The organism is Sphingobium sp. Cam5-1 (assembly GCF_015693305.1).
Classification (GTDB): domain Bacteria; phylum Pseudomonadota; class Alphaproteobacteria; order Sphingomonadales; family Sphingomonadaceae; genus Sphingobium.
The window spans coordinates 548,112-567,265 of record NZ_CP065139.1 but is presented as its reverse complement, the minus strand read 5'-3'; the positions used below and the strand labels follow the sequence as shown (position 1 = coordinate 567,265).

The 19,154-nt window shown below is 63.6% G+C and carries 14 protein-coding genes; 4 read left to right on the top strand and 10 right to left on the bottom strand.

All coding sequences use genetic code 11. The annotated features are described in order from the left end of the window. Positions 1–3: 3 nt before the first annotated feature. A complete protein-coding gene (locus tag IZV00_RS16570; RefSeq protein ID WP_196226734.1) occupies positions 4–933 on the bottom strand; it encodes an NAD-dependent epimerase/dehydratase family protein in 930 nt (309 codons plus the stop codon). 517 nt (positions 934–1,450) lie between these two features. Here IZV00_RS16570 and IZV00_RS16565 point away from each other — a divergent pair. Next, positions 1,451–4,012, top strand: a complete 2,562-nt coding sequence (locus IZV00_RS16565) for a TonB-dependent receptor (RefSeq protein ID WP_196226733.1) — start codon at positions 1,451–1,453, stop codon at positions 4,010–4,012. Between the two features lie 143 nt (positions 4,013–4,155). Beyond that, entirely contained in the window at positions 4,156–4,617 is a 462-nt protein-coding gene (locus IZV00_RS16560; protein ID WP_196226732.1) for a lipocalin-like domain-containing protein, read from the top strand. 159 nt (positions 4,618–4,776) lie between these two features. On the opposite strand, the gene IZV00_RS16555 is transcribed toward IZV00_RS16560, so the two are convergent. The 9 genes from IZV00_RS16555 to IZV00_RS16515 form a co-directional block, all read right to left on the bottom strand. Beyond that, entirely contained in the window at positions 4,777–6,465 is a 1,689-nt protein-coding gene (locus IZV00_RS16555) for an FAD-binding protein (RefSeq protein ID WP_196226731.1), read from the bottom strand. A gap of 167 nt (positions 6,466–6,632) precedes the next feature. After that, positions 6,633–7,655 carry a zinc-binding dehydrogenase gene (locus tag IZV00_RS16550; protein ID WP_196226730.1) on the bottom strand — a complete coding sequence of 341 codons (1,023 nt, stop codon included), beginning with the start codon at positions 7,653–7,655 and terminating at the stop codon, positions 6,633–6,635. Continuing rightward, positions 7,655–8,329: an SDR family NAD(P)-dependent oxidoreductase gene (locus IZV00_RS16545; RefSeq protein WP_196226729.1), complete on the bottom strand. Its 675-nt coding sequence runs from the start codon at positions 8,327–8,329 to the stop codon at positions 7,655–7,657. Before IZV00_RS16545 ends, IZV00_RS16550 begins: the two co-directional genes overlap by 1 nt. Positions 8,330–8,352: 23 nt before the next feature. Further along, positions 8,353–9,714 carry a spinster family MFS transporter gene (locus tag IZV00_RS16540; RefSeq protein ID WP_196226728.1) on the bottom strand — a complete coding sequence of 454 codons (1,362 nt, stop codon included), beginning with the start codon at positions 9,712–9,714 and terminating at the stop codon, positions 8,353–8,355. Positions 9,715–9,873: 159 nt separating this feature from the next. Next, complete coding sequence (locus IZV00_RS16535) at positions 9,874–10,722, bottom strand: TauD/TfdA dioxygenase family protein (protein ID WP_196226727.1); 849 nt, start codon at positions 10,720–10,722, stop codon at positions 9,874–9,876. A 20-nt stretch (positions 10,723–10,742) separates the two neighbouring features. Then, complete coding sequence (locus IZV00_RS16530; RefSeq protein ID WP_196226726.1) at positions 10,743–12,488, bottom strand: N-acyl-D-amino-acid deacylase family protein; 1,746 nt, start codon at positions 12,486–12,488, stop codon at positions 10,743–10,745. 209 nt (positions 12,489–12,697) lie between these two features. After that, on the bottom strand, positions 12,698–13,627 hold the full coding sequence (locus IZV00_RS16525; RefSeq protein WP_196226725.1) for a phytanoyl-CoA dioxygenase family protein: 930 nt from the start codon (positions 13,625–13,627) through the stop codon (positions 12,698–12,700). Positions 13,628–13,675: 48 nt separating this feature from the next. Next, positions 13,676–15,058 (bottom strand): spinster family MFS transporter, encoded by a 1,383-nt coding sequence (locus IZV00_RS16520; protein ID WP_196226724.1) that lies wholly within the window; start codon positions 15,056–15,058, stop codon positions 13,676–13,678. 137 nt (positions 15,059–15,195) lie between these two features. After that, the gene (locus tag IZV00_RS16515; RefSeq protein WP_196226723.1) at positions 15,196–17,283 is read right to left on the bottom strand and encodes an acyl-CoA dehydrogenase; all 2,088 of its coding nucleotides are present in this window, start codon (positions 17,281–17,283) and stop codon (positions 15,196–15,198) included. A 154-nt stretch (positions 17,284–17,437) separates the two neighbouring features. Here IZV00_RS16515 and IZV00_RS16510 point away from each other — a divergent pair, with 154 nt between their 5' ends. Then, complete coding sequence (locus IZV00_RS16510) at positions 17,438–18,253, top strand: enoyl-CoA hydratase (RefSeq protein WP_196226722.1); 816 nt, start codon at positions 17,438–17,440, stop codon at positions 18,251–18,253. Beyond that, the gene (locus IZV00_RS16505) at positions 18,250–19,041 is read left to right on the top strand and encodes an enoyl-CoA hydratase-related protein (protein ID WP_196226721.1); all 792 of its coding nucleotides are present in this window, start codon (positions 18,250–18,252) and stop codon (positions 19,039–19,041) included. Before IZV00_RS16510 ends, IZV00_RS16505 begins: the two co-directional genes overlap by 4 nt. The last annotated feature ends 113 nt before the right edge of the window (positions 19,042–19,154 follow it).

Below are 19,154 nucleotides of genomic sequence, written 5' to 3'. Positions count from 1 at the left end.
CCTTCATGTTATCCTGTCAGGGTAAAGCTGCGTCATGACGCGGCGCAAGCCTTCGCGCCAGTTGACCTGGCATGGCCCGGTGATGGCGAGGCGTCGCATGTTGTCGACGCCCGAGCCGGGTTGTGCGCCGGGTGCGGGGACGATTTCGACACGCGCGGGGACGCCGATCAGGCTTCCGGCATAGGCGGCCATATCCTGCACGCTCACCATGTCGTCGCCTGCCCAATTGACGATTGTCGCGGGGACGCTTGCGGCATCGAGGAGGGCTGGCAGTTGAGCGAGCAGATCATCGTCATGGATCGGATTATAGGGGCAAGGATCGGATCGCGTGAGCCACGGTCGGCCTTCCGCCACGGCTTGTGCGACCAGCGTCGGCAACCCTCCGCGCGGGCCATAGGATGCGCCCATCCGGGCGAGGATTGTGGATATACCGAACTCCCGCGCGCAATACCGGGCAACCGCTTCCTGCGCGATTTTGGCGACTGAATAGGCGGTCATGCCTGGAAGCATGGCATCGCCTAATGGATCAGTTTCGCCATAGGCGTGGCGTGGGTCGGGGTGCGGTTTGTAGATGGCGACGGTCGACATGATCAGCGCCGCCTCCACATTGCGGCAGTGGGACAGGAGCAGGCCGGTTCCTTCCGCATTGGTGGTGATCGCCTGATCGCAATCGCTTCCCTCGACCGAGGCGGCGAGATGCAGGAGATGCGTGAAGTCGCGCGGGAGATCGGAAAAGTCGGGCTGCCGGAGATCGATGGCCAGGGTTCTGATCCCCGCTTCTTCAACCTCCTGCCGTTGCGTGGGATCGCTGCAGCGGGCGATGCCCCAGACTTCGTTGGAAAGAGCGAGGGAACGGGCGAGGGGGAAGGCGATCTGGCCAGCGGGGCCGGTGATCAGGATCTTGCGTCCTTGCAGGGGGGAAGATGATGCCATGGTCCGATGCATAGGCGCGAGGCGTGGTGACGCTAGCGGGGAGTGCGGTTCTACGCATTTCTGTAACGGTGTGATCCTGACGTAGGAGAATTACCACATGGGAGGCATTTGATCTGCTTTCCAGTCGGTGGAAGATTGGGATGTTGTTCTGAAAATAATGAATGAAATGCAGAATTGGCAGCGGTGGGGATATTGATTTCACAACATGGCATGTTAATAGGCCTGTGAAAGTGAGTGCTTACACAACACACCGGGGAACGGGGTGGGGCACGGACCTTAAAAAAGGGGGAGTTAGAGTGCGGCCTGCATGACATCGTAAGATGAACGGTGACGAAGAAGCCGCGGCACCATCCATTTCGAACATCGACGCAGCCGCCTGAACCATCGCCATGTCGGCGGAGGCGGGGCTGTTTCGGCCCTGTGGCGCCGATCAGCTTAACCAAAAAACACAGTGGAGAGGATCGGGGTTGCGGTGAGAACGCCGCCAGCCCTGCACCATATGCATAGGAGAGTGTGAATGTCGTCTGTTATCCGCGCGCGGCGGCGGTTGCCGCTGCTTGCCACCAGCATGATGGCTGGTGTTGCCGTTACAATGTTTGCTCCGGCGGCCCTGGCCCAGACCGAAGCACAGCCGCAGGCGGCCGAGCAGGATGGTGGCATTGCCGACATCATCGTCACGGCCAACCGTCGTCAGGAACGCAACCAGGACGTTCCGATCGCCATCACTGCTTTCTCGCCCGACCGGCTGGAACAGCAGGGTATCGCCAAGGAACAGGATCTTCAGGCGAGCGTGCCGTCGCTGGTCGTCGGTCCCAACGGCAATGGTTCGCGTGATTCGCAATCCTTCACCATTCGCGGCCAAGGCGCGACTTTCCAGGCCTCGCCGGGCGTCGTCGTGTATATGAACGAAGTGCCGCTGCCCGCTGGCATCACGCTCAGCCAGCAGGGCGGACCCGGCAACTTCGTCGATCTGGAGAATTTGCAGGTTCTTTCCGGCCCGCAGGGCACGCTGTTCGGTCGCAACACGACCGGCGGCGCGGTGCTGCTGGTGCCCAAGAAGCCGACCAACAATTTTGGCGGCTGGATCAAGGGTGAGATCGGCAATTATGACCGCCGTTATGTCGAAGGCGCGGTCAATGTTCCGCTGATCGAGGACAAGCTGCTGGTCCGCGTCGTGGGCGCGTTCCATGATCGCGACGGCTTTACGCGCGATGTCGTGTGGAACAAGGATCGCGACAACGAACATTGGTATTCGGGTCGCATCGGCATCACCTTCAAGCCGACCGAGACCATCGAAAACTACACGATGATCTATGGCGCGAACTCCAAAAATAATGGCGCGGGTTTCGTTCACAAGGGCTTCAACATCGCCGGTCTGTCTGCGCTTAACCTTTGCTATGAAGGCGCGACCATTCCTGGCGCTATCGCATCGTGCGATGTCTACCGCGCGGCGACAGCACAGGCGGACGCGCTGGGTCCGCGCCAGACCGCGCTGGGCATCGATATTTTCTCGCGCACCAAGACCTGGGGCGTTTCGAACACGACCGATATCGAGTTGAGCGACGAATTGACGCTGCGTAACATCGTCAGCTTCCAGAAGCTGAAGCTGGACTATGCCTATGACAGCGACGGCACGATCCTGCAGCAGCATGACGTCGATCCCAACCGCCTCCCCGCTCCGGGCCAGGTGGTTCTGCCCGGCGACAATACACCTCTCACCTATTTCAACGCGTCCGATCCGGGCTTCCCCCGCGACGACCTGAAGCAGTTCACGGAAGAATTGCAGTTGCAGGGCACCACGCTGGACAGGCACCTGACCTACACGGTCGGCGGCTTCTATTATGACCAGCGGCCGAGCGGTAAGCAGGTTGGCGCCGCGATCGTCTATTGCCCGGCGGCGTTCACGGGGACAAACGTCGATACGCCAGGCATCGCCGTGTGCCCGGCGAACTACAGCACCTATGGCACGACGCAGACGTCCAAGGCGCTCTATGCGCAGGCGACGTTCGACTTTGGAGCGGTCTCGCCTGCTCTGGAGAGCCTGCGCCTGACCGGCGGCTATCGCCACACCTGGGACAAGATCCGCGGTTTCGCGACCGCTTTCCTGCCGCAGATTGGGGGCGCGACCGCAAAGTGCGGTTCGACCGGCGCGGTCGTACCGATCGGGACTGCCCTTGCGGATTGCACCTATACCGCGGAACTGAACAGCAAGGCTTCGACTTGGCTGATCGGTCTCGATTACAAGGTGATGCGCGACGTGCTGTTGTTCGGCAAGGTGAGCCGTGGGTACAAGGCAGGCGGCTTCAACCAGCAGGCCGTGTTCACCAATACCCGCACTTTCCAGCCGGAAACAGTCACATCCTACGAAGCTGGCTTTAAAGCCGACTTCCGGATTGCCGATGTGCCGTTCCGCCTGAACACCAGCGCTTACCTGCTGGATTACAAGGACATCCAGCGGGCGGGCGCGGACTTTAATCCGGTGTCGGCTGCTGGCGGCGCGGTCATCCGGAACGCCGATGCGCGGATCAAGGGTGTCGAGGTCGAAGCGTCGATGCAGCCGTTCAAGGGCCTGGAGATCGGCGGCAACTTCAGCCACACCGATGCGAAGTATAAGAAATATGAGTTCACCACGTCGACGGGTGGCTTTGGCTGCAACGGCGGCGTGGCGCCTGGTGGTACGGTGGACCTGAGCTGTTTGCCGTTCCAATATGTGTCGCCCTATATCTGGAGCATTCATGCCAATGCTACGGTGCCGATGGGCGACGACATGGGTGAGCTGAACTTCTTCGCGAACTATTCGCACAGCTCGCGTCAATACACTGATCCAGGCAATGTGCCCGCGCAACAGCCGGGCGCCTATCTGGAAGCCTTTGGCCTGCTCAACATGTCGCTCGACTGGAACGGCGTTGCGGGCAGCGGGTTCGATGTGGGGCTGTTCGTCACCAATGCGACCAACAAGCTCTACCGGATCAGCAACAGCAATGTGTATCAGCAGGGTGGGTTGTTGTATCAAACGAGCCTGTATGGCGAACCCCGCATGTACGGGCTGCGCCTGAAATATCGCTTCGGCGGAGAATGATTAGGGAGGGCCGGGGAAACCCGGCCCTTTTTCTTTGTGGACATGGGGGGCGTCTGGGCCATCATCGGTATCGACAGGACGAACCGGGGAGAGGGCGAGAAATGGCTGTGAATGGGTTGCCCGAGCGGCTGAGGCGTAACGACATGAGTACGCAAGAGGCCTTTGCCGCCTTTGTTGGCGGGTGGCAGCTGGTGCTGTGGACGACCTTTCATGCCGATGGCACGCAGGATCATCCCTTCGGCACGGATGCGGTCGGTCAGATCATGTACAGCGCCGACGGGCATATGAGCTGTCACCTGATGCAGGCGAACCGGCCGAAGTTCGGCGAGCCCAGCGTCTATCAGGTGAGCGACGCGGCGCTTGGGGCGTCGATGCGCGGCTATAGCGGCTATTTCGGGCGCTTTTCGATCGATGCGGAAGCGGGGATCATCACGCACCATGTCGATGGCGCATGGTATCCGGACTGGATCGGATCAGAACAGCCGCGCCATTATGCGTTTGAGGGCGACCGGTTGTTCCTGGAGGCGGCGATGGGCGATGATCTGGTGCGGATTGAATGGCGGCGGGTGGTTACAAATGAGGCGCGGGCGATGGGTGGCGGGTGAGATCAGGGGCGCTGATAGTGCCTCAATGGTGGCTTTAAAGGGAAGGAAAGGGCTTCGACAGGCTCAGCCCGAACGGATGTTGGGTAAATGGATGAGAAAATGGCGCACAAGCTGCCGTTTCCGGTCAGCCGTGCGCGCTATTTCTCCAGCTTGTCAGGATCAGGCGTTCCCGCCCGTCATGTCGCGAGCAGCGACATAGGCGAAGGTCATTGCGGGGCCGATGGTGACGCCTGCGCCGGGATAGCTTTCGCCCATGGCTGATGCGGCGTTGTTGCCGACTGCGTACAGGCCGGTGATCGGCGCGCCTGCGTCGTCCAGAACCTGCGCCTTTGCATTAGTGAGCAGGCCGCCATTGGTGCCGATGTCGCCGGGATAGATGGGCATGGCGTAGAAGGGACCCTTGTCGAGTGGGCGCAGGCAGGGATTGGGGCCGTGGCGGAAGTCGCCATACATTTTGTCATAGGCCGCTTCGCCGCGGTGGAATTCGGGGTCTTCGCCCTTGGCCGCATGGGTGTTGAACTGGGCGATGGTGGCCGATAGGGCCGCAGGATCGATGCCGATCTTGCCAGCCAGTTCCTCGATCGAGCGGCCCTGTTTCAGGATGCTGCGCACGCCCTTGTTATGGATGAACGTCGGCATGAGCGGGTAGAGCGGACCCATCGGGAATTTATGGCGATATGTGTGGTCGAAGATCATCCAGCTGGGGCTGGCGTCATTATGTTCCGCTTCCCGCCGGGCCATTTGCTGGCCGACGATATGGTAGGAGGCGGCTTCGTTGAGGTAGCGCTTGCCGCTTTGGTTGACCATGAGGCAGCCGGGGAGCGCGCGCTCGACGGTGCATAGGCGCCCGCGATCCTCGCCGGGGACATAGAAGACCGGCGCGGCCCAGGCCGATTGCAGGTTCAGCATGGTCGCGCCGACCGCTTCGCCCGCGCGGATGGCGTCGCCGGTATTGCTGGTCACGCCGCCCGAATAGCGCGAGGTCGGATAGAGGGGCGAGTTGGCGTCGCGCATCGTCTGGTTCTTGTCGAAGCCGCCAGCGGCGAGGACGACGCCCTTGCGCACGCCGATGCGGTAGGGCTTGCCATCCTTTTCGACCACGGCACCGGTGACGCGGCCATCTTCGCGGATCAGTTCGCTGAGCGGGGTGTTGAGCCAGACGGGCACGCCCGCCTTGTCGAGAGCCATGCGCAGGCCGCCGGTCAGCGCATTGCCGAGCGTCAGGCGGCGATCCTTGCGCGAAGTCAGGCGGAAGGGGAGGTCGAGCCAGTAGCGCGACATGTTGACGACGAGGTTCTTCATCCAGCCCTTTGTGCGGTAGAGCAGTTCGCTCGTTTCGCTGAAGTGCCAGTTGAGATAGCCGAACAGGCTGGCCGCAGGCGAGGCGAAGCGCAGGGTGCGGATTTCCTTGCCGAGCGGCTTGCCATCGAGGGGCATGGGCAGATGGGTGCGATAGCCCTGCGCCGACCCGCCGGGATTTTCCGCATGATAATCGGGATAGGGGAAGGCCATGTACTGGACCGGCGTGTTCGCCATGACCCAGCGCAGCATGGGCGCTGCATTATCGACATAGGCACGGATATTTTCGTCCGGAACATTGTCCGCCGAAAGGCCGCGCAGATAGGTGAAGGCGTTGTCGAGATCATCTTCAAAGCCTGCCGCTTTCGCGACGTCGCTGCCCGGGATCCAGATGCCGCCGCCCGATGTGGCCGACGTGCCGCCCCAAAGGTCAGCCTTTTCAACGATCAGCACTTCGGCGCGGTTGTGTGCGCCGACGAGGCCCGCGAGCAGGCCGCCCGCGCCCGACCCCACCACCAGAATGTCGACTTCCTTGTCCCAATTGCTCATTATAGCCCCATTCCGATCCGGGTTCCAAAGCGGACGGGGAGCGCTGCCGCCATCAGGCCGCTGCGCCAATCCCCTCCCGCAATATTCACGCGAACTGTGCCCTTCCCGGCCATAATGTCAACTTCTTGCGTAGCTGGCGGGCGATTTTAGCGTGCAAGGATGACGGTTCAGGGGCGGATCAGCACCTTGCATTCGCGCGGCTGGCTGCGCAGCGCCTCAAAGGCGGCGGGCAGTTCATCCAGACTGACGGTGGAGGTGTGGATGGGCTTTGGCTTGATCGCGCCGGTCGCGATGGCGTGGATCACCGCTTCGAAATCCCGTTCGTTGTAGGCCTGGCTGTAGCGGATGGTCAGTTCCTTGCCGAGCGCGATGACGGGGGTGATCGTTTCGTCATGCATCACGACGCCCGCGACGATGATCTGCGCGCGGACGGCGGCGAGCTGCATCGCCTGGTTGAAGATGCCGGGAACGCCGATGCATTCGAAGATGATCCGGGGCGCATTTTCGCCGGTTGCCTGGGCGAAGGCGGCGGCGACGTCCTGCGCCTGCGGATCGATGACGGCGGTGGCGCCGACCTGCTGCGCCAGCGCGCGGCGTTCGGGAGAGCGCTCGCTCACCACCACATGGCGGGCACCGGCGTGGCGGGCGAACAGGGCGACCGCAATGCCGATGGGGCCAGCGCCGAGCACTAGAACGGCTGCATCCTTCGGCATGTGGGCCAGGGACACGATATGGTGGCCGACGGCGAGCGGCTCGACCAGCGCGCCTTCCTCCAGGGTGACGCCTTCGGGCAGGCGCTGGACCATGTCGGCGCGGGCTGTCACAAGCTGGGCATAGGCACCCTGCGCGAGGAGGTTGGTGCCGGTGAACAGGTTGGTCGAGCAGAGCGCGGGTAAATCCGCATCGCAGGCTGGGCAGTGATGGCAGGCGTTCAGCGGAAGGGCGGTGACGCGGTCGCCGACTTTCCATGGGCCTTTGACGTCGCGGCCGAGCGCGGCGATGGTGCCGGCGAACTCATGCCCCAATATGAGGCCCGAGGGCGTATGGGCGCTTTCCGCCATGTGCAGGTCTGACCCGCAAATCCCGGCATTGGCGACTTCAAGGATGACCTGATCAGCAGCAGGCACTGGATCGGCGACGGTTTCGATGGCGAGCGGCTGACCGGCTCCGCGAAAGACGGCGGCGCGCATCAGCAGCGCCCCGTCACGGGGATGCAGGCGCCGGTGACCGCGGCCGCCCCGTCCGACAGGAGGAAGGCGATGACGCTGGCGACCTGCGCGGGGGACACCCAGCGGCTGAAGTCCGCGTCGCTCATGTCGGCGCGGTTGGCTGGCGTGTCGATGATGGAAGGCTGGACCGCGTTGACGCGAATGCCATTGTCCTTTTCTTCCTCGGCCAGTGCTTCGGTGAGCTTGGCGATGCCCGCCTTGCTGGCGGCATAGGCGCCCATGCCTGCCCCTGCCTTGATCGCGGAGGCCGCGCCGATGCTGACGATGGCGCCGCCGCCGTCGCGCAGTGAGGGGAGGGCAGCGCGGACGGTGTTGACGGCGGTGCGCAGGTTGATGTCGAACAGGCTCGCCCAGGTCGCGACATCACCATCCGCGACGGTTTCCCAGCGGAAGGTGCCTGCGACATTGACGAGGGCTGCGACAGGGCCGTTGGCGTCGATCGCCTTGTTAACGGCCGCCGCCGTTGCTTCAGCGTCGGTCAGGTCGATACCGCCCAGATAGGTGCCCTGCGTCGCGGCGCCTGCGCTATCGGCGCGGTCGATGCCCGTTACCTTATAGCCTGCCTGTGTCAGCGCTTGGGTTACGGCCTGGCCCAATATGCCAGCAGCGCCGGTTACGATCGCGTGCGTTTTCATGATGTCTTCTCCTGTCCCTGCGATCAGAGCGTCGATTCTTTCAGCTTCCCTTGGCCGAGCGGTGATGCCCCCTCGTCCATGCGGCCGACGCGGGTCAGGTCGTGGGGATAGTGGACCGATGCCCGCCCGAAAAGCAGGCCGCCGAAAATTGTCAGCACCGAAAGCGAGAAGAGGCTGACGCGGAGGGATTCGGCGCCGAACCGATCGGCCAGCAAGTCGCTGACGACCCCGCCTATCACCGGGCCAAATGCGCTGCCGATCACGTTGATGATGACGACGAGCATCGCCGTTGCCTGCGCCCGTTGATGCGGCAGGACGAGGCGGGCGGCGGCGCCGAAGGAGGGGCCTGCCCACATCGCTGCCATCATGCCGGTGAGGATGGAAAGCAACGCGACGCCAGGGACGCGCAGGCGGCCGATCTGCACGGCTGCGCCACCCGGCAGGGTGAACATGACAATGAAGATCGGGAAGGCGAGGAGGAATGCGATGGCGGGCACGCGCAGTTGCCAGGCTTCGCCACGGACGCGCAGGCGGTCCACGATGACGCCGCTCAGCAGGCTGCCCGTGATGCCGCCGGTCGCCGCGCCGATGCCGAGCCAAGTGCCTGCCTCGACAAGGGTCATGCCGTGGGAGCGCATGAAGAAGGCGGGCGTCCAGATGGCGGCGGCATAGCCGAATATATTGAACGTTCCGACGCCGAGCCCCAACAGACGCAGCGAGGGTATCCCCCAGCAGCGGCGGATGGCGCGCCACAGGCTTTCGGATGGCTCGTCGCTGGGCACTTGCGCCGCCTTGCTGCGGCGGGGGCCGGTGAGCCAGAGCAGCAGCGCCAGGGGGAAGCCGGGAATGGCGAGCGCGAAAAAGGCCCAGCGCCAGCCCCCCATGGCGGCCACGGCTGCGCCGCCGGTCAGGCCGAGGACAACGCCGATATAGGTGGAGGCGGAAAGGACGCCCATGGCGCTAGACCGGCGGCGTTCGTCATAGAGGCTGGCGAGGAGGGATTGCGCAGGCGGCAGGCCGCCCGCTTCACCGATGCCGACCATCAGGCGGGCGATGCTCATGTGCAGCATGTTGCCAGCCGCGCCACATGCTGCCGTTGCTGCGCTCCACAAGGTTGCGGACAGGGTGAGGACTCCGCGTCGCGACCAACGGTCTGCGAAGCGTGCGAGCGGCATGCTGAACAACACGTAACTGGCGATGAAGCCGGGTCCGCCGACCAGGCCGAGGAGCGAATCGGACGCGCCGAATTCCGATTTGATGGCGGGAATAAGGACGGAGAAGACGTGGCGATCCGCGTAGCTCAATGAATTGATCGCGAGCAGCAGCAGCAAGATATAGAGCGCATAAGCCGCGCGGGCCGGGCGTTCCTCCGTCGGCGCCATCATTCTCTCCTCACATTGGCAGGCAACCGGTTCGCGTCGAAAAAACTTCATGGCCGGATGCAATTATTCAAGGAGGGATGGCGCAGATGCATCGGATTCGCAAGCGCGGAGGTCATCCAATCCGCAAATATGGAACGACTGCCCGTGAATGCGCGACGGTCGTCAATGCGCTGGGGCAGTTACGGGATCATGCGGACCTTTGGGCGGATGGCCTACGAGCGCGACGCGCTTCATGACGCGGCGCGTGTTGTAATCCGCGATCGCGCAATGCTGGGTCGTGCGATTGTCCCAAAAGGCGATGTCGCCCACATTCCAGGAAAAGCGGACCTGAAATTCCGGCCGCTTCACATGATTGAGCAGGAAATCGAGCAGCATGCGGCTTTCCTCCTGCGACACGCCCATGATCTGCGTCGTCCAATTGGCGTTGATGTTGAGCGCCTTGCGTCCGCTGACCGGATGCACCTCCACCAGCGGGTGGATGGCGGTGGAAAAGCTGTGCACCTTGTCCCCCAGCATGTCGCGCATGGATTGGCTGCGGGTGGCCAGCGGCTGGATGGAATGAAGGGCGCTGAGGCCGTCGATCAGGTTCCTGATCGGCTGCGACAGCGCTTCATAGGCGGCGACCGAACTGATCCAGCAGGTGTCGCCGCCGACGTCGGGCTTCACCATGCATTGGAGCAGCGATCCCATGGGCGGCGCTTCGAGATAGGTGCGGTCGCGGTGGAGATATTCAGCGCCTGCGCCTTTTGCTGAATTACTTTCCATCCACAGCACTTCGCGCCGGGCGGCGGGATCGGGCTGGATTTCCGAGAGGTCGAGCGTGCCGAAATGACGCCCGGCGCGCATATGCTCTTCCTCCGACAAGGGCTTTTGATTGCGGAAGAAGACGACATAATTGTCGTAGAGCGCGTCGTTGATGGCGGCGACGGTTTCGGGCGACAGATCAGTGGAAAGGTCCACGCCCCTTATTTCCGCGCCGATCGTGCCGGTCAGCTTGATGACTTCGATCATGACGATTTCCTTCCGATGATTCAGGCGGCCGCCAGCGGGGCGCCCGGCGCCACGACATGGCCCGGCAGGGCGCCGGTCAGCTGTCCATTGATGACGATCGGCTGGCCATTGACGATGGTCGCCCTCACCCCGGTGCCCAGCGCCTTCCAACGGCCGATGCCGCCGGGCAGGTCGTGCACGAATTCCTTGCGCCACGGGCCGATGGTTTCGGGATCGAAGATCATGATGTCGGCCCAACCGCCGACGCGGAGCGTGCCGCGATCGGCGAAACCGAGCATCGCGGCGGGGACTTGCGTTATCTGGCGGATGCCTTCCTCCAGCGTCCAGCGTTTCCGGTTGAGCACCCAGGAACGCAGGAAATAGGAGCTCCAGTCCGCGCCATCATCCTTGTGCAGATGCGCGCCGCCGTCCGACACGCCGACGATCATGTTGGGGTGACCCTGTGCCACATCGACCGCCGCAGCCCATTCGGGGCTTTCGGTGCGCCAGCGGAAGGTGGTGCGCAGATCCTCGTCCAGCGCGAGGTCGAGCATGGCGTCCATGGGCGCCACGCCCCAATCCTGCGCCAGCGCGGCGATCGACTTGCCTTCGAGGGGGCGGTTCCTCTCCTCGGCGACTTGTACTACATAGACGTCGGGCCATTGGGGCGGGGGAAGTGTTGTGCCCTTTGACGGGTCGCGGTTGCAGTCTTCGACGGAGTGGCGGACCCGGTCGCGCCATATCGTGTCGCTAAGGGCGGCGCGCCGCTCTGCATCGGGCAGGTTCAACAGGTCGTTGAAGGCGAAGCACGCCTTGTAATGGACATTGTTGGGGCCGATTTCGACGGTGCGGTCGAACGGGCGGCTCATCAGCAGCGAATAGACTGGCGTGCCGCGCGCGGTTGCATCGTCGAGGAAGCGGGACGCGGTGTCCCAGCTGGCGGTCGGCACATCGACCTTGCTCGCCCCGCCAATGCCCTGAATGATCACGGGGAGGCCCGATGCCTCGCCGATCTGGAGCAGAAGGTCATAATCCTCCTGCGTCATGCCGCCTATGGCGCTGGCGGGCAGGTAGCAAATGGTGCCCCGGCGCGTCCGTCCGGCGGCAGCGCTGAGCGCCAAAAGCTCATCCCGGCCGGCGCGGCGGGAAGGGACAGGTCGGCCCTTGATATCGAGATGCGTGGGCGCTGCGGAGGAGGAGAGGCCAGCGGCGCCTGCTTTGACCGCTTCATCCACCATCGCCTGCATCGCGGCGATCTCTTCGGCTGTTGCGTCGCGGTCGTAGGCGCCTTCGCCCATGACCCAGCGGCGGATGTTTGAATGGCCGACATAGCAGGCGAAATTGACGCCTAGCCTGCCTTTCAAGGATGCCAGATACTCCGGGAAGGTTTCGAAATTGTCCCACGGTACGCCGGACAGGGCGATGGGATTCATATCCTCCACGCTGGCGAAGATGTCGGTCAGGAATTCCCGGTCATCCTTGCGCACGGGCGCCGCCGAGAAGCCGCAATTGCCCGCCAGTACGGTGGTGACGCCATGGAAGCAGGACATGGTGGCATAGGGATCGAAGGTGATCTGCGGATCATAATGGGTGTGCGGGTCCACTATGCCCGGTGCGACGATCATGCCGCTGGCGTCGATCTCTTGCTCCGCCGTTGCTTCGGCGAGGAGGCCCAGGGCGGTGATATGGCCGTCCTTTACGCCGACATCGATACGGCGGCGGGGCAAGCCGGTGCCGTCGATCACAAAGCCGCCGCGAATGATCAAATCGAATGTCTGCGATGTCATGCGCCGGGTCGCTCTTATTGGTTCTGCTGTACGGCGAAGATTTATTCCCAATATGGAATAGGGTTCACCAACAGGCGCAGCTTTGCCGCCTATCCGGAAAAGGCGTGCGGCAGCTCATCTGCCGAAGGTAAAGCCGTCGATGCGCAGAGGGGCTGAAAGCGGAGAAGCGGGCCTGGCCGGATCGGTCGCGGCAGGCCCGCATTCTTACCTCACCATTCCATCTCGGGCGTGACGATCAGGTCCTTCACCGCGTCGGGAGCATAGGTCCAGGGTTCGTCGAAGCCGACGGAGACCGAGCTGTAGCCAAGGATCTGGCGCAGGATTTTGGACGATTCCTTCATCACTTCGGGATCGATCGTCATCGGGAAGTTGATCATGGGCTTCCACCAGGGCGGGCAATAGCCGATGATCACGCCAGCGCGTTCAAGGTCGGTTGACCTGTTCGCGCCCGTGCCGTGCAGCAGCAGGTCGGTATAGATGAGGACCGATCCGGCGGGCGCTTCGGCGGGAACGGATTCATATTGGACAGCCCAGGATTGCGGTTCGGTGTCGCGGTGGCTGCCGGGGACCATGCGGGTGGCGCCATTGGCTTCGACAAAATCATCCAGGCACCAGATGAAGCGAGTCTGCGCGGCGCCCGCCGACAGCGGGACAGCGCCGCTGCGGTCGCGGTGGATGCCCTGTTGCGCGCTGCCGGGGCGCGTGACGTTGGCGCCATAGCTGTGCACCAGATAGGATTCGTCCAGCGTCTGTGGCCCCAGCAGTTCGCGGGTGATCTGAAGCGGCAGTTCATGCTCCAAGATGTCGCGGAAGAAGCGTTCCCGGTTCATCAGATGGCAACCCGACATGCGGCGATTAAGATCGTCATTATCGGTGTAGAAGCGGCGGACGCGCTCTTCATCGATGGCTTCTTCTCGGGCGATTTCGGCGGCGAGGAAGTCGCGCATTTCGCGCGCCTTGTCCTTGGTCACGACCTCGGCCGCGATGGCGTAGCCCGCGCGGTCGAGATCGGCACGGATCTGGTCCATATCCCTGGTCGGCTGTGGCAAGGGCCCGTCGAATTCGAGCGGTTTTACAGGGCGCGTGTCCATCGCACCCATATTATGCGTGACTTGCCTCTTCGCGTTTCCGGTGGCCATGACTGATCCTCTCTCCGATATTCGTCCGGTGTTCGGTCCACCTGTATTTTATAACCGCTGCGTTGCGCAATCAATTCGTACAGTCGTTGTACTTTCCTGCTTGAGCGCGCGCATCGCCATGGTCCAGTGCCAGGCGGCCCACAGGAAGAAGGCGGTGAGGCAGATCATCGCGTCCCGCAGGCCGAGCGCCGCGTCGCCGCCGCGCAGATAGGCGAAGGCGTCGCTCAGCACGCCTGCCACAAGAGGCCCCATCGATACGCCGATCAGGTTCGCCGCCACGATGTTCATGGCGCTTGCCCGCGCGCGCATCGATACGGGCGCGAGGCTTTGGGTGAGGGCGATCGAGGGCGCGGTCCAGAAGGAGCCGACGATGTAGCTGGGGATGAGGACGAGGAGAACGGCCTGCCCATCCGCCATGCTGAGCGCGATGATGTCCAGCGGGATGCAGAGGAGCATGCCCGCGATCGGCAGCCAGAGCGCCATGTGGAGGCCCGACTTGGCAAGCCGCGTTCCTTGCCAGCCACCTGTCCAGGTGCCGATCGCTCCACATATGCCGGTCAACAGGCCAAGGCCGACGCCGACATGCGAAAGGCTCATGCCATGGTTGCGGATGAGGAAGGAGGGCAGCCATGTCGAGATGCCGGTTTGGGCGAAGGCCATGATCGCGGTCCCGGCGACGATGTGCAGGAAGGCGCGCCGTTGTGAAAGGACACGCAGGCTTTGAAGGAAGCTGAGCGGCTTCTGCTTTTCAGCCGATTGATCGGAGGGGTCTTCCGTACCCCCACGGATCGGCTCGCGGGCGATGAGGGGGAAGAGGATCGCGATCAGGATGCCGGGGGCGCCCGCCAGCAGAAGGGCCGTGCGCCAGTCGGTCGCCTGCGCGACGATGCCGCCTATGGAAAGGCCCGCCATGATGCCGATGGGCACGCCGATGGCGAAGATGCCTGCCGCAGCGGGTCGCTCGCGCGGCGGGTAGAGGTCGGATATGAGGGAGTGGGCGGCGGGGGCGAAGCCTGCTTCGGCAAGTCCGACGCCCATGCGTGCAGTGAAGAAGGCGCCGAAGCTGCGGGTGAGGCCGCACACCGCCGTCATGATGCTCCAGCTGGCGGTGAAAAGCGCGATCAGCCGTACGCGATTGACGCCCCGGTCGATCAGCTGGGCAATGGGGATGCCCATCAAGGTGTAGAAGATGCCGAAGGCGCCGCCGGTCAGCAGGCCAAGTTCCCAGTCGGCGAGCTGGAAGTCGGCCTTGATCGGTTCCTGCAAGATGACCACGATCTGGCGGTCGAGATAGTTGAGGCTGTAGATGAAGGCGAGCATCAGCAGCATCACCGTGCGGCGTTGCGCTTTGATCGGCGCTGATGCGACGGCGGCATCGGGGCCAACCGCTGGGAGGGCGTCCGACATGGTCAGCGGTGCCGGGTTCGTCATCAGCTTTTCTCCCAAGAAGCCGCCGTCTTGCGCAACGGCTTAGGTCATGAGGGCCAAGATCATCGGATCGCGGTCAGGATCAACGCGGGCGCGCAACTTTCCGCGCATATGGAAGCCCGCAGGTCAGGCCCAGGGTATCAGGACCGGGGCAGGCCGAGATGATGCTGGGCGATGATGGTGCGATGCACTTCGCTGGTGCCGCCATAGATGGTCTGGCCGATCGACTGGCGGTAGGATTCCTCGATCTTCGCCAAGGCTGGCGTTTGGTGGTTGAGCGTGCCGGGTGCGGCGAGGGCGGCGAGATCGGCGGCATCTGCCATGTAGATTTCGGTGGTGAACATCTTGGCCATCGGGCCGATCGCGCGGGTCATCCGCTTGGCCTCGATCGCCCAGGTGACGCGGCGGCAGAGTAGGTCGGCGATTTCCAGATGTGTACGCACGCGGGCAAGGCGGGCGCGGACGGCTGGCTTGTCGATCGGGCGCTTGCCGGACGCGTCGCTGCTGCTGGCCCAGTCGAGCGCGGCGCGCATCAGGCTGTGATGATAGATATGATAGCCTTCGCCGCCATGTTCGATTTCCATGGCGGCGGCCATCACCTTGAGCCCGCCATTGACGTCGCCCAAGCGGTAGCGGTCGGGCACGTGGACTTCGTCGTAGAAGGTGATGTTGGTGCGTTCGTCCGGGAGCGTGTCGACCGGCTGGATCGTGACGCCCGGCAGGTTCATCGGGAAGAAGAAGAGAGTGATGCCCTTATGCTTGGGCGCGTCCGGATCGGTGCGGGCGAGCATCAATATATAGTCGGAGATATGCGCGCCGGTCGTGAACATCTTCTGGCCGGTGATGATCCAGTCATCGCCATCGCGCACGGCGCGGGTGCGGGCGGCGTACATGTCCGATCCTGATGCTGGCTCGGTAAAGCCGAGACAGGCGAGGGCGGAACCATTGGCGAGACGGGGGAGGACTTCGGCCTTTAGTTCGGGCGAGCCGAATTGCATCGTCATGCGCGCGCCCATGTTGGTGCAGCCGATGGGAATGCGGGAGAGGCCGAATTCCTCGAACACGCGGCCGAGCGCGGTGACTTCCATGGGGCTGCGGTCTTGTCCGCCCCATTCGCGCGGCCAGTCGGGATAAGCGAGGCCAGCGGCGGCAAGCTGGCGATGGAGGTCGGGGAGGTGGCCGTCGGTGGATGTGGCGGCGGCTGCGCGCAGTTCGGGGGTGACTGCGGTTTCAAGGAAAGCGCGCACTTGCGCTGCGAAGGCTTCTTCGGCCGGGGTGAAGCCCATTTCGATGCCGGGATCGCCTGCGTCTGCTAGGGCGGTTGTTGCGCCGGCCCAGAGCCGGTCGCCTGCTTTGATCAGCCGATCTTCGGGGTCGCCTTCCGCCAAGGCTATGCGATCGATCGCGAGGAAATAGAGATGGATGTCATATTCGTCGGACAGGCCATAGCCGCCGAAGGTGCGTAGCGCCCGGCGCACGGCGGTTCGGGCGGTGGTGGCGGTCCACCAGCTGGTCAAGGCGGCGAGAGCGCCTGCTTCGGGCTGTTGCTGCGCCACGCCCCAGATGGTGCGCCAAAGCAGCAGACGGCCACCCTCCATGTCGGTGATGGAGTCGGCGAGGGGGAAGGCCACGCCCTGAAATGCGCCGATCGGCTGGTCAAACTGCTTGCGGTCGGTGGCGTAGGTGGCGGCCATTTCGATGGCGCGGGTGCCTGCGCCGACGAGCCATGCGGAGCGGAGCAGGGTTCGTTCGGTGAGGGCGGCTTCGAAAAGTTGACGCGCTGCGTCGCCGCTGGCGATGGGGTGCCTTTCGCCGGTGGGCATGGTGGCTTGGATGGCGTCGGATTGCCAGCTTAGCTGGATGCAGCCTTGCTGCGCTTCGAGGTTGATGGGGGTGGACGTCGCCTGTTCGAGCAGCGCGGCGGCGGCTTCGCCTTCAAGGCTGCCCAGCAGCGCGCAGGCGGCGATGCCGTCCGCGATCGGGATAGGGGCCGCGCCTCGTCCTGCCGCCTCGCAGATCAGCGCGGCTTCCATGAGGCCCATGTTTAGGCCGCCGCGATCTTCTGGCGCGCGCATGGTGATGAAGCCCATATCGGCAGCCTCGCTCCAGAGGCTGGCGTCGATGGTGCCCTTCGACGCGCGCGCGGCCTGAACCACCTCTTCGCGATCGAAGAAGCGCAGGGCCGCTTCATGCATCATGGCCTGCTGTTCGCTGAGTTCGAGGTTCATGCCAATTCCATCTTGTTCGCGCCTTCCTGCTTGGCCATCCTGAAGCGTAGGATGTCAATTTGGCGGCAGCGCGCTTCCGGTAGTGCGGAAGGGCGCTGGTAGCGGATGCTCGCAGCGCCGATCGCGCGCAACCAGCGGTCCAGGAGTAAGGCAGATGGTAGAATATATCCGTTACGCGGTCGAGGAACGGGTCGCGACGATCACGCTGGATCGCGCCGACCGGGCGAACGCGCAGAATGAACCTTTTTTGCAGCAGTTGAACGAGGCGTGGGAAAAGGCTGCGGCGGATGAGTCCGTGCGCGTCATCCTTCTGCGCGCGGAGGGCAAGCATTTTTCCGCCGGGCATGATGTGAGCGAGGAGGCCATTCGCGACGGGTCGTTCAACCGCATTCGCGAGACGATCCCGGAGCGCGGACTGCTGGGCATCCATGAATGGGAGGCGAAGCATTATCTCGGCTATTCCAAGCGTTGGCGCGATATTCCCAAGCCTTCGATCGCAGCGGTTCAGGGGGCGTGCATCGCGGGCGGGCTGCTGCTCGCCTGGCCGTGCGACCTGATCATCGCTGCGGACGATGCGCGCTTTTCCGATCCGGTGGTGCTGATGGGCATTGGCGGGGTCGAATATCATGGCCACACATGGGAATTGGGGCCGCGCAAGGCGAAGGAGATGCTGTTCACCGCCAAGCCGATCGACGCGCATGAGGCGGAACGGCGGGGCATGGTGAACCGCGTCGTGCCGCGTGCGGAGCTGGATGCGCACGCGCTGGCGCTGGCCCGTGAGATTGCACAGATGCACCCGCATGCGCTGGCGATGGCGAAGCGGGCGGTGAACCAGACGCTGGACATCATGGGGCAGAGCACGGCGCTGCAAAGCTGTTTCGATATCCACCAGCTGGGCCATGCGTCGGCCTATGGCCAGACCGGCGAGTTCATCGTGGCGGGGATGGACAAGGTGAAGTCGCACTCATGAGCATCTTGACGCAGGTTGAGGGGGGTGTCGCCACGCTTACGCTGAACCGGCCGGATCGGCTGAACGCCGTGACGGAGGCGATGCTGGATGAGATTGCGCTGACGTTGCGTGGCTGGTCCGTTGATCCGGCTGTGCGCTGTGTCGTGCTGGCCGGTGCTGGGCGTGGCTTTTGTGCGGGCTATGATCTGTCGGGTGAGGGGGAGGCGGCGCGGGCCGAACCGATGCGTGCCGATGAGGCCGCCGCGCGGATGAGCGTTCATGGCGAAATTCCGCTGCTGCTTCATCGTATGCCCAAGCCTACGATTGCTTGTTTGCGTGGGCCGGTGGCTGGGAGCGGCTTGGTCATGGCGGCGGCGTGTGACCTGCGGATCGCTTCGCGGACGGTGAAGTTCAAGCTCGCTTTCGCCAGCGCCGGGCGGTGCGGTGATCCTGGGGGCAGCTATCTGCTTACCCGGCTGCTGGGCGCGGCGCGGGCGCGGGAGATGTTCCTGCTGGATGAACCGATGCTGGGGGATGAAGCGCTGGCGAGCAGGTTGGTCAATCGGCTGGTTGAGGATGAGGTACTTGAGACCGAGTGCGCGGCTTTGGCGGCGAAGCTGGCGGGCGGGCCGACGGCGGCCTTTGCGGCGATGAAGCGGAACCTCAATGCGGCGGGCGCCATCGCGCTGGAGGAAAGCATGGCGCAGGAGGCGGCTGCGAACGCGCAGATCAGCTTGTTTTCGCATGATGCGAGTGAAGCGGCGCGGGCATTCATGGAGCGGCGCGAGCCCAATTTTCTCGGTTACTGACGAGCCGCAATTGGCACCTGTTCCGGCATGGCGGAATTGGGACGGGTTCGACTTACCTCGTGCCAAAGATTCGATATTGCAAAAAGTGAGAGTGGCGCGCTCGCATGCGCTCG